Source organism: Lysobacter sp. 5GHs7-4 (assembly GCF_021284765.1).
GTDB lineage: Bacteria > Pseudomonadota > Gammaproteobacteria > Xanthomonadales > Xanthomonadaceae > Lysobacter.
Genome location: NZ_CP089924.1, coordinates 286456 through 311063, shown reverse-complemented (window position 1 = coordinate 311063; position 24608 = coordinate 286456). Strand labels below are relative to the sequence as shown.

General features: G+C 71.4%; 28 protein-coding genes. 16 read left to right on the top strand and 12 right to left on the bottom strand.

The features are described 5' to 3' along the window. Positions 1-135: 135 nt before the first annotated feature. From LVB77_RS01305 to LVB77_RS01280, 6 genes are all read left to right on the top strand, one after another. Complete coding sequence (locus LVB77_RS01305) at positions 136-414, top strand: hypothetical protein (RefSeq protein WP_232908426.1); 279 nt, start codon at positions 136-138, stop codon at positions 412-414. Positions 415-471: 57 nt separating this feature from the next. Further along, a complete protein-coding gene (locus LVB77_RS01300; protein ID WP_232908425.1) occupies positions 472-969 on the top strand; it encodes a hypothetical protein in 498 nt (165 codons plus the stop codon). An 86-nt stretch (positions 970-1055) separates the two neighbouring features. Beyond that, the gene (locus LVB77_RS01295; RefSeq protein WP_232908424.1) at positions 1056-1493 is read left to right on the top strand and encodes a carboxymuconolactone decarboxylase family protein; all 438 of its coding nucleotides are present in this window, start codon (positions 1056-1058) and stop codon (positions 1491-1493) included. Next, a complete protein-coding gene (gene sigJ / locus LVB77_RS01290) occupies positions 1493-2398 on the top strand; it encodes an RNA polymerase sigma factor SigJ (protein WP_232908423.1) in 906 nt (301 codons plus the stop codon). The genes LVB77_RS01295 and sigJ overlap by 1 nt, the downstream gene beginning before the upstream one ends. An 81-nt stretch (positions 2399-2479) precedes the next feature. Next, on the top strand, positions 2480-2920 hold the full coding sequence (locus LVB77_RS01285; protein ID WP_232908422.1) for a hypothetical protein: 441 nt from the start codon (positions 2480-2482) through the stop codon (positions 2918-2920). Between the two features lie 10 nt (positions 2921-2930). After that, positions 2931-3149, top strand: coding sequence for a hypothetical protein (locus tag LVB77_RS01280; protein WP_232908421.1), 219 nt, complete (start codon positions 2931-2933; stop codon positions 3147-3149). A 72-nt stretch (positions 3150-3221) separates the two neighbouring features. Here LVB77_RS01280 and LVB77_RS01275 read toward each other — a convergent pair whose 3' ends face one another. Beyond that, on the bottom strand, positions 3222-4016 hold the full coding sequence (locus LVB77_RS01275) for a TatD family hydrolase (RefSeq protein WP_232908420.1): 795 nt from the start codon (positions 4014-4016) through the stop codon (positions 3222-3224). Positions 4017-4242: 226 nt separating this feature from the next. Here LVB77_RS01275 and hrpB point away from each other — a divergent pair, with 226 nt between their 5' ends. Both hrpB and LVB77_RS01265 read left to right on the top strand, forming a co-directional pair. Further along, positions 4243-6750, top strand: coding sequence for an ATP-dependent helicase HrpB (hrpB, locus tag LVB77_RS01270; protein WP_232908419.1), 2508 nt, complete (start codon positions 4243-4245; stop codon positions 6748-6750). Positions 6751-7022: 272 nt separating this feature from the next. After that, positions 7023-8057 carry a hypothetical protein gene (locus LVB77_RS01265; RefSeq protein ID WP_232908418.1) on the top strand — a complete coding sequence of 345 codons (1035 nt, stop codon included), beginning with the start codon at positions 7023-7025 and terminating at the stop codon, positions 8055-8057. Between the two features lie 72 nt (positions 8058-8129). Here LVB77_RS01265 and LVB77_RS01260 read toward each other — a convergent pair whose 3' ends face one another. From LVB77_RS01260 to LVB77_RS01245, 4 genes are all read right to left on the bottom strand, one after another. Beyond that, positions 8130-8426 carry a hypothetical protein gene (locus tag LVB77_RS01260; protein ID WP_232908417.1) on the bottom strand — a complete coding sequence of 99 codons (297 nt, stop codon included), beginning with the start codon at positions 8424-8426 and terminating at the stop codon, positions 8130-8132. Positions 8427-8631: 205 nt separating this feature from the next. Next, positions 8632-9147, bottom strand: coding sequence for an HIT family protein (locus tag LVB77_RS01255; RefSeq protein WP_232908416.1), 516 nt, complete (start codon positions 9145-9147; stop codon positions 8632-8634). Positions 9148-9245: 98 nt separating this feature from the next. Further along, entirely contained in the window at positions 9246-9614 is a 369-nt protein-coding gene (locus tag LVB77_RS01250; protein WP_232908415.1) for a hypothetical protein, read from the bottom strand. Further along, positions 9611-10282: a Fe2+-dependent dioxygenase gene (locus tag LVB77_RS01245; RefSeq protein WP_232908414.1), complete on the bottom strand. Its 672-nt coding sequence runs from the start codon at positions 10280-10282 to the stop codon at positions 9611-9613. Before LVB77_RS01245 ends, LVB77_RS01250 begins: the two co-directional genes overlap by 4 nt. A 154-nt stretch (positions 10283-10436) precedes the next feature. On the opposite strand from LVB77_RS01245, the gene LVB77_RS01240 reads away from it, so the two are divergent. After that, a complete protein-coding gene (locus LVB77_RS01240) occupies positions 10437-10796 on the top strand; it encodes a hypothetical protein (protein ID WP_232908413.1) in 360 nt (119 codons plus the stop codon). A 42-nt stretch (positions 10797-10838) separates the two neighbouring features. Here the strand turns inward: LVB77_RS01240 and LVB77_RS01235 are convergent, their stop codons facing one another. Next, positions 10839-11930 carry a hybrid sensor histidine kinase/response regulator gene (locus LVB77_RS01235; RefSeq protein WP_232908412.1) on the bottom strand — a complete coding sequence of 364 codons (1092 nt, stop codon included), beginning with the start codon at positions 11928-11930 and terminating at the stop codon, positions 10839-10841. A gap of 340 nt (positions 11931-12270) precedes the next feature. Here LVB77_RS01235 and LVB77_RS01230 point away from each other — a divergent pair, with 340 nt between their 5' ends. Continuing rightward, on the top strand, positions 12271-13224 hold the full coding sequence (locus LVB77_RS01230; RefSeq protein ID WP_232908411.1) for a DMT family transporter: 954 nt from the start codon (positions 12271-12273) through the stop codon (positions 13222-13224). Positions 13225-13444: 220 nt separating this feature from the next. Here the strand turns inward: LVB77_RS01230 and LVB77_RS01225 are convergent, their stop codons facing one another. The 3 genes from LVB77_RS01225 to LVB77_RS01215 form a co-directional block, all read right to left on the bottom strand. After that, positions 13445-13978, bottom strand: a complete 534-nt coding sequence (locus LVB77_RS01225; protein WP_232910412.1) for a pseudouridine synthase — start codon at positions 13976-13978, stop codon at positions 13445-13447. Positions 13979-14091: 113 nt separating this feature from the next. Continuing rightward, positions 14092-14955, bottom strand: coding sequence for a methyltransferase (locus LVB77_RS01220; RefSeq protein WP_232908410.1), 864 nt, complete (start codon positions 14953-14955; stop codon positions 14092-14094). Positions 14956-15034: 79 nt separating this feature from the next. Next, complete coding sequence (locus LVB77_RS01215; RefSeq protein ID WP_232908409.1) at positions 15035-15982, bottom strand: LysR substrate-binding domain-containing protein; 948 nt, start codon at positions 15980-15982, stop codon at positions 15035-15037. Positions 15983-16110: 128 nt separating this feature from the next. On the opposite strand from LVB77_RS01215, the gene LVB77_RS01210 reads away from it, so the two are divergent. The 4 genes from LVB77_RS01210 (at position 16111) to LVB77_RS01195 (ending at position 18508) form a co-directional block, all read left to right on the top strand. Continuing rightward, positions 16111-16293, top strand: coding sequence for a hypothetical protein (locus LVB77_RS01210; RefSeq protein ID WP_232908408.1), 183 nt, complete (start codon positions 16111-16113; stop codon positions 16291-16293). A gap of 139 nt (positions 16294-16432) precedes the next feature. Then, positions 16433-16804, top strand: a complete 372-nt coding sequence (locus LVB77_RS01205; protein ID WP_232908407.1) for a DNA-binding protein — start codon at positions 16433-16435, stop codon at positions 16802-16804. A gap of 38 nt (positions 16805-16842) precedes the next feature. Next, on the top strand, positions 16843-17325 hold the full coding sequence (locus LVB77_RS01200) for an RES domain-containing protein (protein WP_232908406.1): 483 nt from the start codon (positions 16843-16845) through the stop codon (positions 17323-17325). Between the two features lie 61 nt (positions 17326-17386). Then, positions 17387-18508 carry a pYEATS domain-containing protein gene (locus LVB77_RS01195; protein ID WP_232908405.1) on the top strand — a complete coding sequence of 374 codons (1122 nt, stop codon included), beginning with the start codon at positions 17387-17389 and terminating at the stop codon, positions 18506-18508. 17 nt (positions 18509-18525) lie between these two features. Here LVB77_RS01195 and aceK read toward each other — a convergent pair whose 3' ends face one another. Together aceK and LVB77_RS01185 are read right to left on the bottom strand one after the other, a co-directional pair. Further along, a complete protein-coding gene (aceK, locus tag LVB77_RS01190) occupies positions 18526-20256 on the bottom strand; it encodes a bifunctional isocitrate dehydrogenase kinase/phosphatase (protein ID WP_232908404.1) in 1731 nt (576 codons plus the stop codon). A gap of 286 nt (positions 20257-20542) precedes the next feature. Continuing rightward, on the bottom strand, positions 20543-21793 hold the full coding sequence (locus LVB77_RS01185) for an FAD-binding oxidoreductase (protein ID WP_232908403.1): 1251 nt from the start codon (positions 21791-21793) through the stop codon (positions 20543-20545). A gap of 160 nt (positions 21794-21953) precedes the next feature. On the opposite strand from LVB77_RS01185, the gene LVB77_RS01180 reads away from it, so the two are divergent. Further along, on the top strand, positions 21954-22847 hold the full coding sequence (locus LVB77_RS01180) for a sulfite exporter TauE/SafE family protein (protein WP_232908402.1): 894 nt from the start codon (positions 21954-21956) through the stop codon (positions 22845-22847). Here the strand turns inward: LVB77_RS01180 and LVB77_RS01175 are convergent. Further along, positions 22816-23550, bottom strand: a complete 735-nt coding sequence (locus LVB77_RS01175) for an AraC family transcriptional regulator (RefSeq protein WP_232908401.1) — start codon at positions 23548-23550, stop codon at positions 22816-22818. The two genes, LVB77_RS01180 and LVB77_RS01175, sit on opposite strands and share 32 nt — an antisense overlap. A 103-nt stretch (positions 23551-23653) precedes the next feature. Between LVB77_RS01175 and LVB77_RS01170 the strand changes: the two genes are divergently transcribed. Further along, a complete protein-coding gene (locus tag LVB77_RS01170) occupies positions 23654-24598 on the top strand; it encodes a proline racemase family protein (protein ID WP_232908400.1) in 945 nt (314 codons plus the stop codon). Positions 24599-24608: the final 10 nt, after the last annotated feature.

Sequence of the window (24608 nt, the reverse complement as noted above, 5' to 3'; positions counted from 1 at the left end):
GCCTAAGCATTTCCCAAGCTTAGGTCTGCGCCCTCACGCTTCCCAGTGACCTTCCTCATGCCGCCCTCAAGCTTGCCGCGGCGGCCGGCGCGAGCCTGTGCGCGCCGGGACGTCCGGCGCCTTGGAACCCACGCCATGAAGCGCTTCGTGTTCGCCACCGTTTTCGTTCTGACCGCCGCACCCGCTGTGGCCGCGCCGCCGTCGCTGCTGATCGACTGCGCCCGGCCGGTGCTGCCCGACCAGCAGGCGGTCGCGCGCCTGACCGGTTTGGACAACCCCGGCCAGGTCTATGCGGCGCGCGCGCGCCTGATGGCCGAGGCCGGCCGCGCCTGCCATCGCGACGGCGCGCAGCAGGTGCGCATCGTGTTGGCGCCGCAGGCCGAGCGCGCGCGGGCCCTGGCCGCGGCGCGTTAACCCGCCGGCCACGCGGTCTGCGGTCTACTGGGCGCCACGAACCGCCCGGAGCGACCCATGCGCCTGATCCCCTGCCTCGCCGTCCTCAGCCTGAGCCTGGCCGGCTGTGCCGCCACCGACCCCGGCAAGACCGCCGCCACGGCCGAACCCGCGCCCGCTGAGACCTCGCCCGCGGTAGCGCCGCGCGGCAAGATCGGCGCCGACCAGGTCGGCCAGGTCAGCCCGGTGCCCGCGTTCAAGGGCCTGGGCGAGCATTGGTCGGTCGACATCCAGGCCCGTGGCGGCATGGACCACAGCGTCGCCCTGGTCTGGGGCAGCGGCAGCTACCGCGCCGACGGCCACGCGCTGTACCGCGGCCAGCCCGCCGATGCGCCCAGCTCGCTGATCGTCCTGTCCGGCGAACTGCAAACGCCGCAGGGCGCCAAGCCGATGACCATCGAGATCCTGCGCAAGGATTGCACCGACGACGGCGACCGTCCGCACCAGCACAGCGTCAGCGTGCACGTGGAAGGCATGGACGCGCTGCGCGGCTGCGGCGACCTGGCGGTCTACTGATCGATCGCGCGGTGGCATGTCACACGGCCGCGGGCTGGATCGTCGACCCAGTAAGACGGAACGGTCCGTCATTACTGGAGCCCGACATGAACGACACCGCCGCACGCCCGATCAACTACCAGCGCGAGATCCCCGACGTGCTGCAGGCCCTGGGCAGCGTGCACCGCGCCATGGACAGCCACGGCCTGGAGCGCGGCCTGCATCATCTGGTGCAGCTGCGCGCCTCGCAGCTCAACGGCTGCGACTACTGCATCAAGCTGCACACCCGCGAGGCGCTGGAGGACGGCGAAACCGGCGAGCGCCTGCAGGTCCTGGCCGACTGGCGCGCGGTCGCGGACTTCAGCGCGCGCGAGGGCGCCGCGCTGGAGTGGACCGAGGCGCTGACCCGGCTGCAGGCCGACACCGAACTGGGACCGTTGCGCGCGCGCCTGCGCCAGCACTTCAGCGACAATGAGATCGGCGTGCTGACCTCGACCGTGGCGATGATCAATCTGTGGAACCGGATCCAGGTGTCGAGGCACTGATGGCGCAGGCCACTCCGCCGCAGGCGGCCGCGGTCGCGGCCACGTTCGAGAGCCAGCGCGGTCTGCTGACCGGCCTGGCCTACCGCATCCTCGGCTCGCGCGCCGACGCCGAGGACGCGGTGCAGGACACCTATCTGAAATGGCGCGAGGCCGATCACGCCGCCATCGCCAACCCCGCCGCCTGGCTCACCACCACCTGCACCCGGCGCAGCGTCGACTTGCTGCGCTCGGCCCATCGCAGCCGCGTGGACTACGTCGGTTCCTGGCTGCCCGAGCCCATCCACAGCGCCAGCGACGATCATCCCGAAGCCGCGTTGTCGCTGGCCTCGTCCTTGAGCACCGCCTTCCTGCTGCTGCTGGAACGGCTGACGCCGAAGGAGCGGGCGGCTTACCTGCTGTACGAAATCTTCGACCAGCCCTATGCGCAGATCGCGCAGGCCCTGGACCTGCAGGAAGCCGCCTGCCGCAAGCTGGTCTCGCGCGCCAAGGCCCACGTCGAGCGCGCCGACGTGCGCCACGCCACGCCGTTGCAGCGCCAGGATCAGCTGCTGAGCGCATTCGAGAGCGCCATCGTCAGCGGCCGCACCGACGCCTTCGCCGCGCTGCTGGCCGACGACATCGAACTGCGCGCCGACAGCGGCGGCAAGGTGCCCACGCGCCTGGACGTGATGCACGGGCGCGAGCAGGTGCTGGATTTCGTGCTCGGCTCGCTGCGCCAGTACTGGGGCGAGTACCGCTGGACCGTGTCCGACCTCAACGGCGCGCGCGGCGTGATCCTGGAACACGACGGCCGCGTCGAGGCCTCGCTGTCGTTCGCCTACGACGCGCACGGCCGCGCCACCCGCATCTACATCATGCGCAATCCCGACAAGCTGGCCGCGCTGGACGCTCCGGCGATCGCCTGAGGCGCGGGCTTCACACCGCCCGCGCTCGCGCGTTGTAACGGAAGACGGCAGCGCCGCCGTCGCCGTCTACAGGAGCGCTCCATGCGTGTACTCGTCGTCGCGATCGTCGGCTTGGGCCTGGCCAGCGTGCTCGCGTCCTGGCCGGCGCCGGTGCGCTCGGCCGATCCGGTGGCCGCCGGCTATCCCGCAGCGGTGTTCCGCGGCGGCAACCAAGGCTGGGGGCTGATCATGGACACCAGCGTCAAGCCCGCGCGCTATCACTTGGTGGTGCCGCAGCTGGTCGGCGTCGCCTACGGCAACCTGACCCAGGACTCGCAGGTCCCAATCAAGCCCGACCGCTACGCTCTGATCGGGCGCGTCAACGTCGGCGGCCAGCCGCGCGAGCTGGTGGTGCGGATCAGCAAGGCCGCCAGCGGCCAGCCCTGCCTGAACAGCGCCGGCAAGGCGCACGGCTACGCGGTGATCGCCGGCGCGGCGCAGACCGCCAACTGGTACGGCTGCGGTGACTTCGCCGCGCCCTGAGCGCGAACACGTGCGCCGGATCCCTTGGCTGGGATTGCTGGCGTTCGTGCTCGCCGGCCTGGGCCTGCCCCCGGCGCCCGCGACGGGCGAGGCCGGTGTGCGCCCGACCGCCTACGACGCAGCCGTGGACTGCGTGGTGGCGGGTTCGCTGGCGGGGGCGGCCCAGGCCGAATCGAGTGCGGCGTGCGCCGCGATGCTGCTGGCGTCGGTGGGCGACGCGGGGCGGTAGGCGCTGGCGCCCAGGGGGCGCGATCGCGGCTCACGCCGCCCCCACAGAATGCGGGGGCGGCGCTTTTGGTCCTTACACCGGCGGCAGGCGGAAGAAGGCGCGCGCGGTGGCGGTGCTGTTGGCGGCGGTGACGGCGACGTCCTCGCCGCGGTCGCGCGCGAGTTCCTCGACGATGTGCGCCAGGTACATGGGCTCATTGCGGCGGTGCGAGGGCGCGGGCCTGACCGTGCGCGGCAGCAGGTAGGGCGCGTCGGTTTCGATCATCAGCCGGTTCGCCGGAATGTTCCTGACCAGCTCGCGCAGGTGCTGCCCGCGGCGCTCGTCGCAGAGCCAGCCGGTGATGCCGATGTGCCAGTCCTGGTCGAGATAATCGAACAGTTCCTCGCGCGTGCCGGTGAAGCAGTGCACCACCGCCGGCCCCAGCCGGCCGTCGAAGTTGCGCAGGGTCGCCATGAAGTCGGCGTGCGCGTCGCGCTGGTGCAGGAACAGCGGCTTGCGCGTATCGACCGCGATCTGCAGCTGCTGCTCGAATGCGCGCCGCTGCGCCGGGCGCGGCGAGAAATCGCGAAAGTAGTCCAGCCCGCATTCGCCCACCGCCACCACTTCGGCATGCGAGAGCAGGGCGCGCATCTCGGCGTCGCACTCGGCCGTGTATTCGGTGGCGTGATGCGGGTGCACGCCGGCGGTCGCGTACAACTCGCCGGGGTGCTTGCGCGCCAGCGCCAGGGCCTTGGGCGAGTGCTCGCGGCTGGCGCCGGTCACCACCATCTGCGCCACGCCCGCGTCGCGCGCGCGCTGCAGCACCGCGTCGCGGTCGGGATCGAAGCTGTCGTGGGTGAGGTTGGCGCCGATGTCGAGCAGTTGCATGGGGGAGCGTTCGGTAGCGAGGGGCGCAGTTTAGCAATGCCGGCTTGGCGGCTTCCCGCGCTTCCTGTGGGAGCGGCGTAAGCCGCGATGGGCTCCGGCTACGACGTCCTCGGCGATCTCGGCGAGCTGGAGCCATCGCGGCTTACGCCGCTCCCACGCAAAGCGGTCACGCCGCGGAGCGGCAGCCACGATGGCAAGCGCAACGCCCCCGCGTATCCTTGCGCGCGTGACCGCGCCCGTCTTTCCCATCGATCCCCTGCTGCCGCAGATCCGCGACAGCCTCGCCGCCCACCCGCGCCTGGTGCTGGAGGCGCCGCCGGGTGCCGGCAAGACCACCCAGGTGCCGCCGGCGCTGCTGGACGCGCCGTGGTTGCAGGGCCGCAAGATCGTGATGCTGGAACCGCGCCGCGTCGCCGCGCGCGCCGCCGCGCAGTTCATGGCGCGCCAGCGCGGCGAGGCCGCGGGCGAAACCGTCGGCTACCGCATCCGCTTCGAGAACCAGGTGTCGGCGCGCACGCGCATCGAGGTCGTCACCGAGGGCATCCTCACCCGCATGATCCAGGACGACCCGACCCTGGACGGCGTCGGCGCGCTGCTGTTCGACGAATTCCACGAACGCCATCTCGCCGCCGACCTCGGCCTGGCCCTGGCCCTGGACGTGCAGGCCGCGCTGCGCGAGGACCTGCGCATCGTGGTGATGTCGGCCACCCTGGACGGCGAGCGCCTGGCCCAGTTCCTGGACGCGCCGCGCCTGAGCAGCGCCGGCCGCAGCTATCCGGTGAGCATCGCCCACTCTCCGGCGCGCCGCGACGAGAAGCTCGAACATCAGACCAAGCGCGCGGTCGAACACGCGCTCAGCCAGCATCCCGGCGACGTGCTGGTGTTCCTGCCCGGCCAGCGCGAGATCGCGCGCGTGGACGCGGCCTTGCAGGCCAGCGACGCGCTGCGCGGCGTCGACGTGCTGGCGCTGCACGGCGAACTGCCGGTGGAGCAGCAGTCGCGCGTATTGCAGCCCGATCCCGACGGCCGCCGCCGCGTGGTGCTGGCCACCAACGTCGCCGAATCCAGCGTGACCTTGCCGGGCGTGCGGGTGGTGATCGATTCGGGCCTGGCGCGCGAGCCGCGTTACGACCCCAACAGCGGTTTCGCGCGCCTTGACGTGGTGGCGATCGCGCAGGCCTCGGCCGACCAGCGCGCCGGCCGCGCCGGCCGCGTCGCCGAGGGCTGGGCCTACCGGCTGTGGCCGGAGTCGCAGCGTCTGGAGCCGCAGCGCCGGCCCGAGATCGCCCAAGTCGAACTGGCCGGACTGGCCTTGGAGCTGGCCGCCTGGGGCGACGCTTCGCTGCGGTTTCTGGATACGCCGCCCAGCGGCGCACTGGCCGCCGCGCGCGAGCTGCTGCAGCGCCTGGGCGCGCTGGACGGCGGCGCGATCACCGCGTTCGGACGCCGCGTGCTCGCGCTGGGCACGCATCCGCGCCTGGCGGCGATGCTGCTGGCGCCCAGCGACGCCGGCGAACGCGCGCTGGCCTGCGACCTGGCGGCGCTGATCGAAGCGCGCGATCCGTTGCGCAGCGGCGGCGACGCCCTGGCGGCGCGCTGGCAGGCGCTGGCCGCGTTCCGCGCCGGCCGTGCGCCGCCCGAGGCTTCGCGCTCGGCGTTGGCCGCGCTGGACCAAGCCAGCAAGCAGTGGCGCCGCCGCCTGCGCGTGGATCGCGCGCCACCGTCGCAGGTGCCCGCGCATGCGCTGGGCGATCTGCTGCTGCACGCGTTCCCCGACCGCATCGCGCGCCAGCATCCCGGCGATGCGTACCGCTACCAGCTCGCCAACGGCCGCAGCGCCAAGCTGTTCGACGACAGCGCGGTCTACGGCGAGCCGTGGCTGGTGATCAGCGAGCTGCGCGACGATCCGCGCGACGCGCGCGTGCTGCGCGCCGCGCCGCTGGACGAGGCGCGCCTGGAGCGTGAGTTCCCGCAGCGCTTCGTCAGCGAGGACCGCGTGGTCTGGGACGCCAACGCGCGTGCGATCGCCGCGGTGCGCGAGCGCCGTTACGACCGCATCGTCATCGACAGCCGTCCGCTGGCGCGGCCGGATCCCTCGCGCTACGCCGACGCCCTGGTCGATGCGGTGCGCCAGCTCGGTCTGGACGCCTTGCCCTGGACGCCGTCGCTGCGGCAATGGCGCGCGCGCGTGCGCAGTCTGCGCGCGTGGTTGCCCGAGCTGGCGGGCGAACTGCCGGAGCTGTCGGACGGCGCGCTCATGGACACGCTGGACGACTGGCTCAAGCCGGCGCTGTCCGGCAAGACGCGTCTGGACGCGCTGAGCGAAAGCGAACTCGGCGAAGCGCTGCGTTCGCGCCTGGACTGGTCGCTGCGCCAGCGCATCGACGCGCTCGCGCCGACCCGCATCGTCGTGCCCTCGGGCATGGAGCGCGGCATCGAGTACGCCTTCGAGGAGGAGGGCGGGGTCGCCGCGCCGGTGCTGGCGGTGAAGTTGCAGGAACTGTTCGGCCTGGCCGACACGCCGCGCATCGCCGACGGCCGCGTGCCGCTGACCCTGCACCTGTTGTCGCCGGCAGGCCGGCCGCTGCAAGTCACGCAGGATCTCAAAGGCTTCTGGGAGCGCACCTATCCGGAAGTGAAGAAGGAAATGAAGGGCCGCTATCCCAAGCATCCCTGGCCGGACGATCCGTGGACGGCCAAGGCGACGCATCGGGCGAAACCGCGCGGGACCTGAGGCGCAGGTCGCGGCGAAGGATCGTCCGGGTGGAAGCGATACGTCGCCGGCCTGCGGCCGTGACGCCCCGCCGGCATGCTGGATCCCCGCCTGCGCGGGGATGACGAGCAAAAGCAGAGCGAACCAGCAAAAGCAGAGCGAACGAGCAAAAGCCGACGATGCACCGAACGTCATCCCCGCGCAGGCGGGGATCCAGGCCACCCGCGTCCTACCCCGCCAGCCCGCGCATCGCATCGCCTACACTGCGCGCTGTCCCCGCCGACCCGCCGCGCATGAGCGCCAGCCCCGCCGATCTGCCCGAGTTGCTGCCGTTCAAGCTCGACCTGGTCGGCCGCCGCGTGCTGTGGTTGCGCCTGAGCGCGCAGCAGCGCGAGGAGGCGGCGTTTCTCGACGATCGCGCCGTGCCCGCCAACGCCGAAGGCGGCTGGATGCCGCTGGCCTCGCTGCCGCCGGCCGCCGCGTCCGGCGCGCGGCCGGCCGATGCGATCTTCCACATCGGCCACTGCGGCTCGACCCTGCTCAGCCGCGTGCTCGGCGCCTGGCCCGAGGTGCAAGGCCTGCGCGAGCCGCTGCCGTTGCGCACGCTGGCCGAAGCCTGGCCGCTGCTGGGCCGTCCCGAGTCGCGCTTGTCCGAACCCGAAGCACCGGAATTGCTGCGCGCGCTGTGGTCGCAATGGAGCCGCGCGCTGTCGCCGCACACGCGCAGCGTGGTCAAGGCCACCAGCGGCTGCAACGGCCTGATCGCGCCGTTGTTGGAGCGCTGCGCCGATGCGCGCGCGATCCTGCTCGACATGCCGCTGCGGCCCTACCTGGCGACCTTGCTGAAGTCGCCGGCCTCGGTGCTGGACGCGGCCAGCGCCGCCGGCGAACGGCTATGCGATCTGCAGGCGCGCGGCCATGCCGCCGGCGTCGCCTTGCACGCGCTGTCGCTGCCGCAGCAATGCGCGATGGGCTGGCTGGCCGAACGCGTGCGTTTCGCCGCGCACGCCCAGGGCGCACACGCCGCGCGTGTGCTGCGCATGGATTTCGAAACCCTGCTCGCGCAGCCCGAACCCAGCCTGCAACGCGCGGCCGCGCATCTGGGCCTGGATCCGCAGGGCCTGCCGCGGGCCCTGGCCGCCGCGGCCTGGGGCCGCTATTCGAAAGCGCAGACGCACGACTACGGCCGCGACGATCGCGCCCACGACCTGGCGCTGGCGATGCAACGGCACGCCGACGAGATCGCGCAAGGCCAGGCCTGGGTCGACGCCATCGCGCGCCGCGAACCCGCCCTGGCCGCCGCGATCGACGCCCCGGACCACCCCTAAGCTCACCCGAGAACCGCATCGCGCGTCACCCGGCGGGCTGACGAGGCTGCGGTGTCCACCGTGCCGCACGGCTCACTCGTCGCCGTTCTCCGATTTCTGCGCCTCATGCTTGCGCAGGATCGTCGCGAGGCATGCCGCCGCAATGCCGAATGCCGCGTAGAACGCCAGGCTGAAAAGCGCGTAGTTCGGAAACAAGGCCAGCGAATCGCGCAGCAGGAAAAACAGCATCAACACCGCGGCGATGAACAGCGCCATCGCCGTGCTGGCCGCCGCCGCGCCCGGCCGGGGCCGTGCCGCGATCAGGCCCAGCACCAGTGCCGCGACCAGCATCGCCGGCAGACCCAGCATGATCGTCGCCAGGCCCGACATGTCGGAGGCGTGCGCATGGGCGGGCAGCAAGGCGCAAAGCGCGACGCCGCAGGCCGCGCGGCGCCGGACCTGCGCGAAGCGCTCCGGTGCGCGTGCGTGTCCGTGCGCCGTTGCGGGACGATTCGCATCCGGGTGATTGCGCATGCTGGTCTCCTGATCGATGGCGGTACCGCGTTACGTCCACCGCGGCGCCGGTACCGCAACGTCACTGTGGCAGATTCGAACGGATCAACGCGGCCGTCTCGGTCAGCTGCTGCGCGGACACCCGGACCCGCTCGCGACGCTGCGCATCCCCGCTGGGATCGTGCGAGGCGCCGCGTTCGCGTCCGGCGCCGTCGAAGGTCGCCAGCTGAGGCGGGCCTATGCCCCAATCGCTGCCCGGCTGCCGCGGCACCACATGGAAATGGAAGTGCGGCGTTTCCTGCCCGCTGTACACGCCGTTGTTCTGGAACGTGAGGATGCCCAACGGCCGATACGCCGCGACCAGCGCCTGCGCCACTCTCTGCGCCGAGGCCATGACGGCCGCGCATTCCGACGCGGACAGATCGAGCAAGGTCGCCACATGCCGGCGCGTGATGACGCAGCACTGGCCGACTTCGAATTGCCACGGATTGATCACGGTCAGCGTGTGCTCGGCTTCCTCTATGACCGCCCACCGTGGTTCGCGACCGGCCATGCCTTCGCAAAGGTCGCAGGGATCGCGGACGGGAAGTTCGATCATGGGTGCTCTCCGATGGATCCGCAGGGCGCGCTAGGTTCGAGGCGAGCCCGAACCCGCGCCGCCCCGCGGCATGGCGGCGCCGCGGTCGTTACCGCAGCTTAGGGCGCAGGCGGGTCCGACTCGCTCTTCATCCGCTTGACCAGGACCACGACGAAGCAGGCGATCATGATCGCGAACAGAACATAGAACGCCACGCCGACATCCACGAACCGGGGAAACAGCGCGAGCGAGTCGTGCACCAGCAACAGGCCGATCGCGCCGGCGACGACGAACACCAGCCAGGCCAGACCGCTGGCGACCCGACCCACGCGCCCGCGCAAGGCCAGTACCGCCAGCACCAATATCGCCACGATCATCGTCGGGATGCCGATCATGACCGCGCCCAATCCCGACATGTCGGAGGCGCAGGCGCTGGCCGGCAGCGCCGCGCAGGCGCCGACCGTCCAGGCCGCGCGGCGCGCGTTCACGTATCGGCCCACATCCGGAACAAGTTGGTGCGCAGCGATTCCAGCAGCACCTGCAGACGCGGGTCCGGTCCGCCGGGCTGGGCGGCGGCGATCGCGCGTGCCTCGTCCAGCTGCACCAGCAGTTCGCGCCGCGAGACGTCGGCGACCCAGCTCTGCAGCCAGGTGATCGCGGCCAGGCGCACGCCGCGCGTGACCGGGGTGACGCGGTGGATGGTGGTGGACGGGTAGAGGATGGCGCTGCCGGCGTCGAGCTTGTAGGTCAGGTGCTGCGCGCCCAGCTCGATAGTGAGCTCGCCGCCGTCGTACTCGTCCGGCGCGTTGAGGAAGATCGTGCACGACAGGTCGCTGCGCAGCGGCGGCGAGGACGGGAACAGCGCCTCGTCGACGTGCCAGCCGTAGTTCATGCCCGGCTCGTAGCGCACCACCGTGGTCCGCGCCATCTGCTTGGGATGGGCGTAGGTGCGCACGTCGGGGTGGCGCATGAAGGCGTCGCGCGCGATCTGGGCGATGCGCGCGTTGGCCGGGTCTTCCTGCGGCGCCTGCAGGTTCTGCTTGATCGTCGAGTCGGGGTTGGTGATGCGGCCGTCGCCGAAGCGCACCTGCGGCAGCAGCTCGCGCACGGCCTGCAGCTCGGCGGCGTTGAGCACGTTGGGCAGCACTCGGATCATGGCGGCTCGCGTCGGGTCGGTCCCGGATCGGAGGATCGGGTGCGGCCATGATCGGCATTCAGCCGCGGGCGGGCAATACGCGACCCCGATCACGCCGTTTCAACGATCCGCGCAGGAGACTGGTCCCCGCATTCCAGCCCCAGGATCCGATCCGATGAGCAAGTTCACTTCCTTGCCCGACCGCGCCATGGAACTCGTCGCCACGGTCGGCGACAGCCTCAAGCAGGTGCCCGGCAGCGCCGGCAAGCTGCTGGAGGCCGGCGTGGCGCTGGGCGCGGTCAAGACCGGTGCGCGCGTGGCCGGCAATTTCGTGCGCCGCAATCCGGCGATCGCGGTCGCCGCGGTGGCCGGCGCCGGCCTGCTGTGGCTGGCGGCGCGGCACCGCGCCAAGCAAAAGCAGGCCGGCGCGCCGATCGAGGGCAGCGCCAAGCGCATCGACGCGCGCCGTGCCGACGGCGGCACCCGCCGTCGCCGCAGCCGCAGCGCGGCCGACGAAGGCACCGCCAGCGAATAAGGTTCCCGGGGTCATGGAGCGCGGCGCCGCGAGCGCCGCGCCTTACTGCGCTTCCGGCAGCTCCACCACGAAACGCGCGCCGCCGCGGCGGCGATCCTCGTACCAGAGCTGGCCACCGAAGTTGGCCACGATCTGGCGCGCCAGCGACAGGCCCAAGCCGCTGGACAGGCCGTCGTCGACGGCGTCGTCGTGCAGACGCACGAAGGGCTTGAACAGCTCGCGCTGGCGCTCCGGCGCGATGCCCGGGCCGCGGTCGGCCACGATCAGCTGCCAGTAGCCCGGCGCGCCCGGACGCGCCGCCAGCAGCAGTTCGCTGCCGGGCGCGTACTTCATCGCATTGGTGAGCAGGTTCTCGCTGACCTGGCGCAGCACGCGCGGGTCGATCGCGACCTCGGCCGCGCCGGGCGGCGGCGCCACCTCGATGCGGATGCCGCGCGCATCCAGCTGCATCTCGTAGCGGTGCACCAGCCACTGCAGGGTCTGGCCCAAGTCGGCGCGTTCGTCGCCGTCGGCGGCGCGACGGCCGGCGCTGCTGCTTTCCAGGTAATGGCGGATGTAGCCCAGGGCGTCGTCGGCGCTCTCGTGGATCATCTGCAGATAGCGCGGCACCCGCTCGGGCTTGCAGCCGCCGCTGCGCAGCAGGTCGCTGGCGAACAGCACGCTGGTGAGCGGATTCTTGAGGTCGTGCGCGACCAGGTTGACCAGTTCCTCGCGCTCGCGCGCGACCCGTTCCAGCCGGTCGCGGGTGAGCTTGAGGCCGACGTGCGCGTTGACCCGCGCCAGCAGTTCCTCGGGCAGGAAGGGCTTGGTGACGTAGTCGACCACGCCGGCGTCGAAGGCGCGCAGCAGCAGGTCGCGGTCGTGGGCGGCGGTGACGAACACCACCGGCACCTTCAGCGGCGCCTGTTCGCGCAGCGCCTGCATGACCTCGAAGCCGTCCATGCCCGGCATCATCACGTCGAGCAGGATCAGGTCGGGCTCGGATTCGGCATAACGCGCCAGCGCCTCGTCGCCGCTGGAGGCGGTGATCACCTCGTAGCCCTGGCGCTGCAGCAAGGTGCCGACCACACGCAGATTGGCGGCCTGATCGTCGACCACCAGGATGCGGCCCATGGACGTGACGGCGATGGTCATACGGTCGGTGTCGCTCCCCAGCGCCTGCGCTGCCAGCGCAGAGTCGGCCGGCGCGGGCTCGTCGCGGGCCGGGGCCGACGCGGTGGGCGGCGGGTCCTGGCCGAGCTCTGCGGCGTCATCTGTGCGCATTTGTAGTGGCAACTTAACAGAATGGGCTGTGGGGCAGCGGTGCCTGTACAGGTACAGTCTGAACCATTCATCGGGGCATGCAATGGCGCCGGTCACGCTGTCGCCGATAGGGCGGACGGGTCCGGCCGCCGCCAACGGGCCTGGGCGGCGCGGCCGCGTCCGGCTCCGCGCGCCCGCTATCATGGTGGGGCTACGACCTCGCGAATCCGCCGTGACCCCCACCCACGATCCCGCCGCCCGGCGCCTCGGCCTGAGTCTGGCCGCTGCCGGCGCCGTCCTGTTTTCGGCCAAGGCGATCCTGGCCAAGCTGCAGTACCGCTACGGCATCGACGCGCTGGACGTGATGGCGCTGCGCATGGCCCTGTCGCTGCCGCTGTTCCTGCTGCTGGGCGTGCGCGAGACCCGCCGCGCCCGCGCGCGCGGCGACGGCCTGAGCCGGCGCGACCTGGGCCTGATCGTGGTGCTGGGCGTGCTGGGCTACTACCTGTCCAGCCTGTTCGATTTCTGGGGCCTGGAATACGTGCCGGTGTCGCTGGAGCGGCTGATCCTGTTCCTCAATCCCACCTTCGTGCTGCTGATGGGCGTGTTCGCGTTCGGCCGCAAGGTGGCGCGCAAGGAATGGATCGCGATGGCGGTCAGCTATGCCGGCGTCGCCCTGGTGATGGCCGAAAACCTGCGCGTGGAAGGCGAGCACGTGCTGTTGGGCAGCGCGCTCGTGCTGCTGGCGGCGTTCTGCTATGCGCTGTACCTGGCGATGTCGGGCCAGGTGATCCAGCGTGTGGGCTCGCTGCGCCTGGTCGCCTACGCGATGGTGGTGTCGACCGCGGCCACGCTGATCCATTACCTGATCGCGCGCGACGTCGCGCACCTGCTGGCGCTGCCGTGGCCGGTGTACGGCCTGGCCGCGGCCAACGCGCTGTTCTGCACCTTCCTGCCGGTGACCTTCACCATGGCCGCGGTCGCGCGCCTGGGCGCGGGCACCGCGGCGCAGCTGTCGGTGTTGGGGCCGGTGTCGCTGGTGTTCCTGGGCGGCTGGGTGCTGGGCGAGGCGATCACGCCGGTGCAGATCGTCGGCACCGCGGTGGTGCTGGGCGGGGTGCTGATCCTGACGCGGCCGGGCGCGAACTCGGTACCGGTGGCGCCGCCGATGGCGGAGCGGGATTGAGGTGGGCGCGGTAGCGATGCGCGCTTCGGTGGCGACGTCGCCGCATCGTTGTCGCGATCGCGGCTTACGCCGCTCCCACAGAAAGCGCGTCGCCGCTTTGGGGTAGGAGCGGCGTGAGCCGCGACCACGCAACCCACGCACCGCGAAAACCATATGCCCCCTGTGGGAGCGGCGTAAGCCGCGATCGCGACAACGCGCCCGGCCGCGAACCTCGATCGCGCTAAATCTCCCGCCACTCCCCCGGCGCCAAACCGTCGAGGCCATGCTCTGCGATCGCCACCCGCACCAAACGCAAGGTCGGCAACCCCACCGCCGCGGTCATGCGCCGCACCTGCCGATTGCGGCCTTCGCTGATGGTCAGCGCCAACCACGCGTCCGGCACGGTCTTGCGGAAGCGCACCGGCGGATCGCGCGGCCACAACGCCGGCGCTTCGATGCGCGCGGCCCGGGCCGGCCGCGTCGGGCCGTCGTTGAGCGTCACGCCCTCGCGCAAGGCGCGCAGCTGCGTTTCCGACGGCTCGCCTTCCACCTGCACCCAATAGGTCTTGGGCTGCTTATGCCGCGGATCGGTCAGCCGATGCGCGAGGCCGCCGTCGTCGGTAAGCAGCAGCAAACCTTCGCTGTCGTGATCGAGCCGGCCGGCCGCGTACACGTCCGTCGGCAGGCCGAAGCCGGCCAGCGTCGGCCGCGGCGGCAGGCTGCGGTCGGTGAACTGGCACAGCACGCCATAGGGCTTGTTGAACGCGATCAGCATGCGCGCATGATCGCGCAGGCCCGCGTGCGCCGCCAAACGTGGCGGTCGCTACGGGACGCGCATCCAGAAGCGCCGCGCGCGACCGCATCGATCGCGCGCGACGGCCGCCGGCCTCAGCCCGGCTTCTTGAAGCGCAGCGTCATGCGGTCGCTTTCGCCGATCGCCTTGTACTTGGCCGCGTCGGCCGCGTCGTGGCGGTTGCTGGGCGGCAGCGTCCACACGCCGTTGGGGTGGTCGGTGCCGTCCTTGGCGTTGGCGTTGATCTCGCTCTTGGCGTCGAGCACGAAGCCGGCGCCCTGGGCCAGTTCGATCACCAGCGCTTCGGTGAGGTAGCCGGAGGTCTTCATCTTTTCCACATCGGTGCCGGGCTTGGCGCGGTGGTCGACCACGCCCAGCACGCCGCCGGGCTTGAGCGCATCGAAGAACGCCTTGAAGTAGGCCGGCGCGTTGCCGTCGGACACCCAGTTGTGGGCGTTGCGGAAGGTCAGCACCGTGTCGGCGCCGCCGGCGGGGCCGAACACCGGCGCCTTGGGATCGAACACGCGCACGTCCGGCGCGCCGTACACGGCCGGGTTGCCGGCGAACTTCGCGCGCAATGCGGTGTTGAGGCTGTAGCGGTACTTGGGCTGGTCGGGAATCGCGTCGTCCCAGACCGCGGCGACGTAGCGGCCGTGATCCTTGAGGTAGGGCGCCAGCACTTCGCTGTACCAGCCGCCGCCGGGGGTGATTTCGATGACGGTCTGGCCGGGCTGCACGCCGAAGAAGGCCAGGGTCTGCGCCGGATGGCGGTAGACGTCGCGCGCGCTGTTCTTGGCGTCGCGCCAGTCGCCGGCCAGCGGCTTGGCCAGCGCGGCTTCGATGCTCTTGGCCGACGCGGCCGGCTTGGCGGCTTTTTCGGCCGCGTGGCCGACGCCGATGCCGAGCGTGGCGGCGACCACGGCGACCAGCAACGAACGGTGCAGGGGGAGAGCGGTCATGCGTCGGTCTCGCAACGGAAAGGGCGATCAGCCTAACCGCTGCCGCGTTAGCGGCCAGTGCCGGTGGTCCCGGACCCGCTCAGGTCTGCGAGTGCTTGCGCACCTTGCGCATCAGCCCGTCGTCGCTGGGCAGGCTGGCCTGCATGCGCGCCACATAGGCCTGCGCCTGCTCGTGCACCCAGCCGCGGAACGCGAGCAGGCCGGCGTGGTCGGCCGAGCGCTGCGGATACACCAGGTAATGCGCGTAGTCGGTGCGCAGGCGTTCGGGGCGCAGCGACACCAGCTGTCCGTTCTCGATCAGCAGCCGCGTGCGCGCCATGCGCGCCAGCGCCACGCCCATGCCTTCGACCGCGGCGCGGTGCATGGTTTCGGAGTCGTCGAAGTGGGCGACGTAGCGGTTGGGTTCGCGGCCGCCGTAATGCTCGAACCAGTCGCGCCAGTGGTCGGCCGGATCGCCCAGCAAGGGCCAGCGCTGCAGGTCTTCCAGCGCCGGCAGGCCGCCCATGCGTTCGATCAGTTTCGGGCTGGCCACCGGGGTCAGGGTTTCGTCGAACAGGTGCTCGATCACCACCCCGGGCCAGGCGCCGTAACCGCCGCGCAGGGCGGCGTCGACGTTGGTCTCGCGTTCGAAATCGACCAGGCGCGTGCTCGATTGCAGGTTGAGTTCCAGCTGCGGGTGCAGGGCCAGGAAATCGCCCAGGCGCGGCACCAGCCAGGCCGAGGCCATCGAGGCCATCAGGCTCAGGGTCAGTACGTCGTCGCGGCAGGGGCCGTAGGGGCGCAGCGCATCGTCCAGCGCGGCCAGATGCGGGGCGATGCGGTTCATCAGGCGCTCGCCGTCGGCGGTGAGTTTGACGCCGCGCGGCCCGCGTTCGAACAAACGCCGCCCCAGGCGCTCTTCCAGGGTGCGGATCTGGTGGCTCAGCGCGCTGACCGTGAGGTGCATGGAGCCGGCGGCGCGGGTCAGGTTGCCGGCGCGGGCGGCGGCGGCGAAGCCCAGCAGGGCGTGCAAGGGTGGGCGGCTCATGTTGAATCCTGCTCAAGTCTGGCTTGCAGAAATGTCGCTTTTTCAGTGCATGGGCTAAGCGTAGCTTGTGAATCACTCAAGTGGCCAGCCCATCCCGGGCCCCGGAGCCCAGTCCCAAGGAGTACGTCATGAGCATCTACAAAGACCTGCTGTTCATGCAGGGGTACCTGACCGACGACCGGTTCTACGACCGTCCCGCGCCGCTCCCGGCGCCGGCCCAGGAGGCCAAGCCGGTCGCACGCGACCGAGCCCAGCCGCTGCCGGCCGCCTCCGCCGCGGTCCCGGCCTGCGCACCGGGCGCCTGCGCGTGAGAGCAGGACGCGCCGCCCAGCCCACTGTCCGCTGAAGGCCCGGTCGCTCCAGGCCTTCTTTTTGGGCTTCCCGCAGATCAGTGCATTGATTGTGCAAAATATAGGCGTACTATGGTCGCGTCCCCTCTGGAGTGACGCCGTGTCCGCCGCCGCCTTCGACACCTTCCTGGAAACCCTGCGCGAACCCTCGCGCCCGACGCTGTCGCCGGTGCGTATGGCCCAGGCCCTGCACATGGGCGTGAGCGACCTGGCCGGCCTGGCGCGCGTGCACCGCAACACGGTCACCGGCAATCCGGAGTCCTCGCAGCTGCAGGGCGCCTTGCGCGACATCGTCAAAGTGCTGGCCGCGGCCTACCGGGTCAACGACGACCGCGAGCGCACGCTGTTCTGGTTCATCAATCATCCGATCGCCGAGTTCGGTTACCAGACCGCCGCCGACCTGGTGCGCGACGGCAAATCCGAGGCGGTGATCCGCTACCTGGCGACGTTGGAAGGCGGCGCCACCGGATGATCGTCGCGGCACTGGGACCGGACCTCCCGGCGTACCGCATGCACACCCCGCGCTGGTCGTTCCAGCCGCTCAGCGGCGCCGGCGCGGCGATCTCCGGCGGCCGCCTCAATCGGCCCGGCATCGACGCCCTGTACCTGGCGCTGGAACCGGAAACCGCGGTCGAGGAGTTCCGCCAGGACGATCCGCTGGTGCGCCCCGGCACCCTGGTCGCCTACCGCGCCACCATCGCGCGCGTGGCCGACTTCCGCGCCGGCTACGACCCCGCGCACTGGCCGCCGCTGTGGCAGGAACTGTCCTGCAACTGGAAGCGCATGGCGTTCCTGGACGAGATCGAGCCGCCCAGCTGGGTGATCGCCGACGACGCGCGCGCCGCCGGCCTGGCCGCGATCGCGTTCCCGTCCACGCGCCGCGCCGGCGGTTCCAACCTGGTGGTCTATCCCGACCTGCTGGGCGCCGACGACCGCCTGCTGGTGCACGACCCGCGCATGGACCTGCCGATCGATCCGTCCAGCTGGCGCTGACGGCCGCGGCCCAGCGCGAATTGCGTTAGCTTGGGCGAGAACGGAATCGGAACACGCCGCGATGGACACGCAGCCGACCCCACGCATCTCCCCGCCGTCGTCCGCGCGCGAGCGCGACGCGGAACCGATACGCCCGATCGTGCGCGCCGCGCGCGTGGCCGCGGTGTTGGCGGTGTTGATCCTGCTCAGCGCCTGGCTCGCGATCGGTCTGCAATGGAAGTTCGGCGCCGCCATCGCCGGCGTGTTGTGCGCGGCCCTGGCCGGCACCTTGCTGGGTTTCCTGTTCGGTATCCCGCGCGCGCTGACCGAGCCGCCGCCGACGGTGGTGACCGACCCGGCGCGCGAAGGCGCCGCGCCGCGCGCCGATCCGGGCTTCAGCCACAACACCAACCTGGAACAGATCAGCGACTGGCTGACCAAGATCGTGGTCGGCGTGAGCCTGGTGCAGGCGCGCGAGATCGCGGACGCGTTCAACCGCCTGTCGATCCAGGCCGCGGCCGACTGGGGCTTGAAGAACGGCGCGACCACCGCCGGCTTCCTGCTCGCGACCGCGGCGCTGCTGGGCTTCCTGGCGTCCTACATCTGGACCCGCACCGATTTCGTCCAATACCTGGAAAGCAGCCAGAGCGCTGTCGCCGCCGAGCGCCGCCGCCGCCAGGAGGCCGAGCGCAGCGCGCGCGAGAGCAAGGCCACCCTCGACGACGCGGTGGCTTTCATCGCGCGCGGCACCGCGCCCGCCGCCGCGCCAGCGCCGGCCAAGCGCGTCGACGCCGCGGGCCGCGAATCCGCGCGCCCGGCCTTCGTGCCCGCGCTGCGCACCCATTCGGCGCTGTGGGACAGCGACCCCAACAAGAACGCGTTCGGCGGCGCGGCCACGGCCGAGGGGCGCGTGCTCGACGCGACAGTGAGCCCCCTGAATGCCGACGGCAGCCTCTGCGCCGTGCTGCTCAGCGTGCGCATCCTGCCGGGCGCGCCGCCCTTGGTGGGCACGGTGATCTTCCATCTGCATCCCACGTTCGATCCGCCGCAGCGGCGCGTGGTGCCCAACGGCGAGGGCGCCGAGTTGCGCCTGATCGCGGCCGGCGCGTTCACCGTCGGCGTGGAGATCGAGGGCGAGCCGACGCGGCTGGAACTGGACCTGCTGGCGCTGCCCAATCTGCCGCAGGCGTTCCGCGACAACTGAGCGGCCTGGGCCGGCGCTCAGGGCAGACGCCGGTCCAGCGGATACGGCGCGACGTCGGTGTAGCGGCCGGCGCGCAGCGCGTCTTGCACCTGCTGCCACCACGTCACCTGGAAGATCTCCGGGTGCGCGTGCAACAGCGCGCCCAGCAGCGGCGGCGTCAGGCCCAGGAAGCGCGGGAACTGTTCGGGAAACACGTCGTTGCCGGCCGCGTAGAACCAGGCCCCGGCCTCCATCTCGTCTTCGTGGTTGCGCGCCTGCGGCACCGCGCGGAACCGGCAGTCGGTGACCAGGCACAGCTCGTCGTAGTCGTAGAACACCGCGCGGCCGTGGCGCGAAACGCCGAAGTTCTTCAACAGCAGATCGCCGGGGAAGATATTGGCCAGGGCCAGGTCCTTGATCGCCTGGCCGTAATCGATCGCGGCCGCGCGCGCGGTTTCCAGCGGCTGCTCGCGCAGGTACAGGTTCAAGGGCCGCAAGCGGCGCTCGACGTAACACAGGTGCAGCACCAGGTCTTCGCCGTCCTCGGTGATGCTGCCGGCGCAGGTGCCCAGCAGTTCCTCCAGCAGCTCCGGCGCGAAGCGCGCGCGCGGAAAACGCAGGAACCGGAACGGCTGCGCGTCGACCAGGCGACCGACGCGGTCGTGGTGGAACACCAGCGCGTACTTGGCCTCGACCTCGGTACGGGCGATATCCTTGGGGTAGGCGAAGCGGTCGCGAATCAGCTTGAACACCAGCGGATAGCTGGGCAGGGTGAAGACCGCCATCACCATGCCGCGCTCGCCATCGGCGCGTACCAGTGGCTCGCCGGCCTGCGCGGCGAACTGACGGAAGAAGGTGCGGTAGCGCTCGGTCTTGCCCTGCTTGGCGCGGCCGAGCACGGTGTACAGCTCGTCGATGGGCTTGCCCGGCAGCAGCGTGCGCAGGAACACCACCGCGTCGCCGACCGTGCCCAGGTCGGCATGGAAATAGCTGCGCGAGTAGCTGAACAGCTGCACCACGTCCGCGCGCAAGGTCAGCACCGCATCCACGCGCAGCGCGCCGCCATCGTTGACCAGCGCGATCACGCACGGCGAGAACGCGCGCTCGCCGAACACGCGGCCGATCAAATAGGCGCGGCGCTCGCGGTAGAACACCGCATCCAGCAGCTCGATCGCGCGCACCGGATCGGGCCCCCAGTGATGCAGGTCGTCCTGCAGGCGCACCGCGATCCCGGCCGCGCAGCGTGTGCGGTGCGCGTACGGCACCGCGAACGGATAGTCGTCCAGCACGCGCATCAAGGTTTCGGTGAGCCGCTCGCCCGACACCGCATAGCTGTGGCGCGCGACGGGGTGGGTGATCGCGTCGGTGGGCTCGATGTCCAGCGCCACGAACTCGATCGCCGCGTCCACGCCGCGGGTCTTGAAGAAGCGCCGGGTCAGGGTGTTGAAGAAGGTCTTGTAGAGCTCGCGGTCCAGCAACGGTTCGATCTGGCGCGCATAGCCGGCGTGCACCGCCGACCACAGCGCGCGGTCGTGCGCCTGCGCGCCCAGGCGCGCGTCCAGCGCCTGGCTGGCCTCGGCCACGCAGCGGTCGTACAGCGCGATGCGCTCGACCGCGTCGTCGCGCGCGCCGCTCCAGTCGCAGGTTTCGAAGCGGCCCTTGGCGCGCCGCGTGATCGCGGCGAAGCGCGCGTGGTAGTCGGCGAAGGCGTCGCGGATCTGCGCGGCGACGGCATCGGCATCGGCGAGTGGGGCGACGGGGGCGGCCATGCCCGCAGTCTAAGCAGGCCGCGGCAGCGGCCGCCAGCGCCGGTGCTCCGACGGTGCTGCCCCGGCTTTCGCCCGCACCCAGGCTCCGTCATTCCGGCGAAAGCCGGAACCCATGGTCGCTCTTCGCTGGCGATCACGGATGGATCGCTTACAGAGCAACGGCAACATGGGTTCCGGCTTTCGCCGGAATGACGGGTGAGGAGAGCGCCCAGGCTCCGGCCTTCGCCGGAACGACGGGAAACGAAGCGCTTCGCAAACGCGCCAAAGCCGCAAGGCTACGTTTGCCTCAGCCGCCGAACCGATCCAGATCGAACGCCGCCAGCTCGGTGCCGTCGCTCTCGCCGCTCATCGACCGCGCCAGCAGCTCGCCGCTGATCGCGGCCAGGGTCAGGCCCAGGTGCTGATGGCCGAACGCGTAATGCAGGCCCGGCACGCGCGCGCTGCGGCCCATCGCCGGCAGGTAGTCGGGCAGGGTGGGGCGGGCGCCGAACCAGCGGCTGTGCGCGCCGCGCACCGGCAGGCCCAGTTCGGCCACGTGCAGACGCAGGCGCCGCCACTTGCCGGGATCGGGCGGCGAATCCGCGTGCGCGTACTCGACGAAACCGGCGGCGCGCAGACCGCCCTCGAAGCGGGTCACGATCATCGAGCGGTCCTCGAACACCACCGGCGGCAGGTCCGGCCAGCGATGCTCCGCCCACTGCAGGTGATAACCGCGTTCGGCCACCAGCGGCGCGTGGATGCCCAGCGAAGCCATCAGCGCGCGCGAGCGCACGCCCGCGCACACCAGCACGCGCTGCGCGCGCAGCGTCTCGCCCTCGGCGGTGCTGGCGACCAGGCCGCCGCCGTCGCTGCGCAGACGTTCGATGCGGTCGTAGCGGCGCTCGCCGCCGTCGGCGAGGAAGCGCGCCTGCAAGGCCGCGGCCAGGCGCCGCGGATCGGCGATCTGGGCGGTGCCGGAAAAGGCGATGCCGGAATGGATCGGCGCGCTGGACGCCGCGCGCAGCGCGCCCAGGTCGCCGTCGGCCAGCGTCTGGAAACGGGTGTCGCCGGTGTCGCTGCCGTCCCAGCCGGCGCGGCCGCGCGCGGCTGCGCCCGCCGATTCCCAGCACACCCAGTGACCGGTCTCGCGCAGCAGTTGCGGTTGTTCCAGCGTCTGCGCCAGATGCCGCCACGCCGGCAAGGCCTGCGCCAGCAGGCCGCGCAAGGCCACGCGACCGCGCTCGTAGGTATGCGGCCGGCACGCGCGCAAATAGCGCCACACCCACGGCGCGATGCTCAGAGGGTCGCGCAGCGACAGCGGGCCGCCGAACGCATACAAGCGGCCCGGCGCCGAACGCAGCGTCGCCGGCGAGGCCAGCGGCTGCGCCTGCTCGGTGGCGATGTGGCCGGCGTTGCCCCAGGACGCCGCGCTGCCGGCCTGGTCCGGGTCGGTCATCACCACGTCGCAGCCGCGCCGCTGCAGCGCCAGCGCGCAGGCATGGCCGATCACGCCGGCGCCGATCACAAGCACGGAAGAGGCGGTGGACGTTCGGCTCAAGCGCAGGCCCGCGCGGATGGAGGGGCTGATGCTAGGCGCGGCCGCCGCGGGCGACTACGCAATATTCCGCACGCAGCGCGCGGAAGCGAGACAAGCCATGCGCCCGTGCCCGCGCCGACCATGGGCCGGGCACGCGACCGCGTGCGCAGGGAGTCTGGCGATGGATCCCAACCGGGACGGCACCGTGCTGTTGCTGACCGCGCTCACCGCGCTGGCCCTGGCCTACGCCTGGCGCTGGTGGGCGATCGAACGCGCGCGCCGCGCCGAAGCGGCCGCGGACGGCGCGCGCCGGCCCGACGCGCGCGATCTGGCGACCGGCTTCGTCGCCAACTTCTTCGACACTTTGGGCATCGGTTCCTTCGCCACCACCACCGCGATCTTCAAGCTGCGCGGACGCGTCGCCGACGAGCGCATCCCCGGCAGTCTCAATGTCGGCCACGCGCTGCCGACCGTGGCGCAGGCGCTGATCTTCATTGCGGTGGTGCAGGTGGACCTGACCACGCTGCTGAGCATGATCGCCGCGGCGGTGGCCGGCGCCTGGCTGGGCGTGCGCGTGGTCGCGCGACTGCCGCGGCGTGCGATCCAGATCGGCATGGGCGTGGCCTTGCTGATCGCCGCGGGGTTGTTCCTGGCGGCCAACTTGAACTGGCTGCCCGGCGGCGGCGACGCCGTGGGCCTGGCGGGCGCCCGGCTCGCGTTCGCGGTCGTGGTGAGCCTGCTGCTGGGCGCGCTGATGATGCTGGGCATCGGCCTGTACGCGCCCTGCCTGATTCTGGTGAGTCTGCTGGGCATGAACCCGATCGCGGCCTTCCCGATCATGATGGGCGCCTGCGCCTTCCTGATGCCGGTCGGCGGCGGCGCCTTCGTGCGCTCCGGGCGCTACGACCTGCGCGCGGCCCTGGGCCTCACGCTGGGCGGCATTCCCGGGGTGCTGATCGCGGCCTTCGTGGTCAAATCGCTGCCGCTGGAATGGCTGCGCTGGCTGGTGGTGATCGTGGTGCTGTACGCGGCCGCGCAGATGCTCATGTCGGCGCGCAGGGCGGCGCGGGATTGAGCCGGCGGTAATCGCGCGGCGTCAGTCCCACGCTGGCCTTGAACTGGCGGCTGAAGGCGCTTTGATCGGTGAAGCCGCACAACTGGCCGATCGAGGCGATGGTGTCCTCGCCGTGCAGGCGCTGCATCGCCGCCTCGATGCGCAGGCGCGTGAGCCATTGCTGCGGCGCCAGTTGGAACACACGCCGGAATTGCCGCTCCAGTTGCGACAGCGACAGCCCGGCCAGTTCCGCCAAGGCCTGCATGCGCACCGGTTCGCCGTAGTGCGCCTCCATGTGATCGAGCACGCGACGCAGCCGCGCATAACCCGGATGGCGGCCGTCGGGCTGGGCCAGATCGCGCGAGATCCCGATCAGGCCGTGGATCTCACCGTCGTGCCGCAGCGGTTGCTTGCTGGTCAGGCACCAGCCCGCGGCGCGGTTTTGGAACATGTGCATTTCCAGCTGGTCGTCGATGCGCGCGCCGCCCAGCACGCGCCGGTCCTGCGCCGCATAGCCGTCGCCCAGGCGCGCCGGGAACAGCTCGCTGGCGCGGTAGCCGATGACCGCCTCGCGCGCGCCCAGGCCCAGGCGCTGCACCAGGGTCTGATTGGCGTGGGTGTAGCGGCCGTGCCGGTCCTTGATGAAGAACACCACGTCGGGCAGACGGTCGAACAGCTCCTGCAGGAGGTCGGGATCCACCGGCGGCAGCGCTGCGGAAGGCATCGTCGGATTATGCGTCGGCGGAAAAGTTTTGTGCCGATTTCCGCATCCGCGACGACGCAAGCCGGCTAGACCCCCGAGCGCCCGCGGCGGGACCATGACGGTCATGCGCAGCATCGACTACATCGACACGCACACCGGCGGCGAACCCACGCGGGTGGTGCTGTCCGGCCTGCCCGATCTGGGCGCCGGCAGCCTCGCCGAACAACGCCTGGCGTTCGCCGCGCAGCACGACCGCTGGCGCAGCGCGATCGCCTGCGAGCCGCGCGGATCCGATGCGATGGTCGGCGCCTTGCTGCTGCCGCCGCAGTACGTGTACTCGGTCGCATCGGTCATCTTCTTCAACAACGTCGGCACCTTGGGCATGTGCGGCCACGGCACGATCGGTCTGGTGCGCACGCTCGCGCATCTGGGCCGGATCGGTCCGGGCCGGCATGCGATAGACACGCCCGTGGGCACGGTGGTGGCGCAGCTGCACGAGGACGGCCTGGTTTCCATCGACAACGTCGAAAGCTACCGCCATGCGCGCGACGTCGAACTCGACGTGCCCGGCTACGGCCGCGTGCGCGGCGACGTGGCCTGGGGCGGCAACTGGTTCTACATCAGCCGCGACTGCCCGATCCCGCTGGAGGTCGCGCAATGGCGCGAGCTCACGCGCTATACCGAAGCGATCCGCCACGCGCTGGAAGCGGCCAGCGTGCGCGGCGCCGACGGCGCCCAGATCGATCACATCGAACTCAACGGCGCGGCGCGCACGCCCGACGCGGACGCGCGCAACTTCGTGCTGTGCCCGGGCCTGGCCTACGACCGCTCGCCCTGCGGCACCGGCTTCTCGGCCAAGCTGGCCTGCCTGGCCGCCGACGGCGCGCTCGCGCCCGGCGCGGTCACGCGCATGGAGAGCGTGCTGGGCAGCGTGTTCGAAGGCAGCTACCAGCCCGCCGACGGCGGCCGCATCCATCCGCGCATCAGCGGACGCGCGCATCTGATGGCGCAAGGCCGCCTGCTGATCGAAGACGACGACCCCTTCGCCTGGGGCGTGCGTCCGGACTAGACGCGCGCCA

What these genes read in the sequence shown, in the direction of transcription:
- LVB77_RS01305 (WP_232908426.1), top strand. Translation starts at nt 136, where the DNA reads ATGAAGCGCTTCGTGTTCGCCACCGTTTTCGTTCTGACCGCCGCACCC.
- LVB77_RS01300 (WP_232908425.1), top strand. Translation starts at nt 472, where the DNA reads ATGCGCCTGATCCCCTGCCTCGCCGTCCTCAGCCTGAGCCTGGCCGGC.
- LVB77_RS01295 (WP_232908424.1), top strand. Translation starts at nt 1,056, where the DNA reads ATGAACGACACCGCCGCACGCCCGATCAACTACCAGCGCGAGATCCCC.
- sigJ (WP_232908423.1), top strand. Translation starts at nt 1,493, where the DNA reads ATGGCGCAGGCCACTCCGCCGCAGGCGGCCGCGGTCGCGGCCACGTTC.
- LVB77_RS01285 (WP_232908422.1), top strand. Translation starts at nt 2,480, where the DNA reads ATGCGTGTACTCGTCGTCGCGATCGTCGGCTTGGGCCTGGCCAGCGTG.
- LVB77_RS01275 (WP_232908420.1), bottom strand. Translation starts at nt 4,016, where the DNA reads ATGCAACTGCTCGACATCGGCGCCAACCTCACCCACGACAGCTTCGAT.
- LVB77_RS01265 (WP_232908418.1), top strand. Translation starts at nt 7,023, where the DNA reads ATGAGCGCCAGCCCCGCCGATCTGCCCGAGTTGCTGCCGTTCAAGCTC.
- LVB77_RS01260 (WP_232908417.1), bottom strand. Translation starts at nt 8,426, where the DNA reads ATGTCGGGCCTGGCGACGATCATGCTGGGTCTGCCGGCGATGCTGGTC.
- LVB77_RS01255 (WP_232908416.1), bottom strand. Translation starts at nt 9,147, where the DNA reads ATGATCGAACTTCCCGTCCGCGATCCCTGCGACCTTTGCGAAGGCATG.
- LVB77_RS01245 (WP_232908414.1), bottom strand. Translation starts at nt 10,282, where the DNA reads ATGATCCGAGTGCTGCCCAACGTGCTCAACGCCGCCGAGCTGCAGGCC.
- LVB77_RS01240 (WP_232908413.1), top strand. Translation starts at nt 10,437, where the DNA reads ATGAGCAAGTTCACTTCCTTGCCCGACCGCGCCATGGAACTCGTCGCC.
- LVB77_RS01235 (WP_232908412.1), bottom strand. Translation starts at nt 11,930, where the DNA reads ATGACCATCGCCGTCACGTCCATGGGCCGCATCCTGGTGGTCGACGAT.
- LVB77_RS01225 (WP_232910412.1), bottom strand. Translation starts at nt 13,978, where the DNA reads ATGCTGATCGCGTTCAACAAGCCCTATGGCGTGCTGTGCCAGTTCACC.
- LVB77_RS01220 (WP_232908410.1), bottom strand. Translation starts at nt 14,955, where the DNA reads ATGACCGCTCTCCCCCTGCACCGTTCGTTGCTGGTCGCCGTGGTCGCC.
- LVB77_RS01215 (WP_232908409.1), bottom strand. Translation starts at nt 15,982, where the DNA reads ATGAGCCGCCCACCCTTGCACGCCCTGCTGGGCTTCGCCGCCGCCGCC.
- LVB77_RS01210 (WP_232908408.1), top strand. Translation starts at nt 16,111, where the DNA reads ATGAGCATCTACAAAGACCTGCTGTTCATGCAGGGGTACCTGACCGAC.
- LVB77_RS01200 (WP_232908406.1), top strand. Translation starts at nt 16,843, where the DNA reads ATGCACACCCCGCGCTGGTCGTTCCAGCCGCTCAGCGGCGCCGGCGCG.
- LVB77_RS01195 (WP_232908405.1), top strand. Translation starts at nt 17,387, where the DNA reads ATGGACACGCAGCCGACCCCACGCATCTCCCCGCCGTCGTCCGCGCGC.
- aceK (WP_232908404.1), bottom strand. Translation starts at nt 20,256, where the DNA reads ATGGCCGCCCCCGTCGCCCCACTCGCCGATGCCGATGCCGTCGCCGCG.
- LVB77_RS01180 (WP_232908402.1), top strand. Translation starts at nt 21,954, where the DNA reads ATGGATCCCAACCGGGACGGCACCGTGCTGTTGCTGACCGCGCTCACC.
- LVB77_RS01175 (WP_232908401.1), bottom strand. Translation starts at nt 23,550, where the DNA reads ATGCCTTCCGCAGCGCTGCCGCCGGTGGATCCCGACCTCCTGCAGGAG.
- LVB77_RS01170 (WP_232908400.1), top strand. Translation starts at nt 23,654, where the DNA reads ATGCGCAGCATCGACTACATCGACACGCACACCGGCGGCGAACCCACG.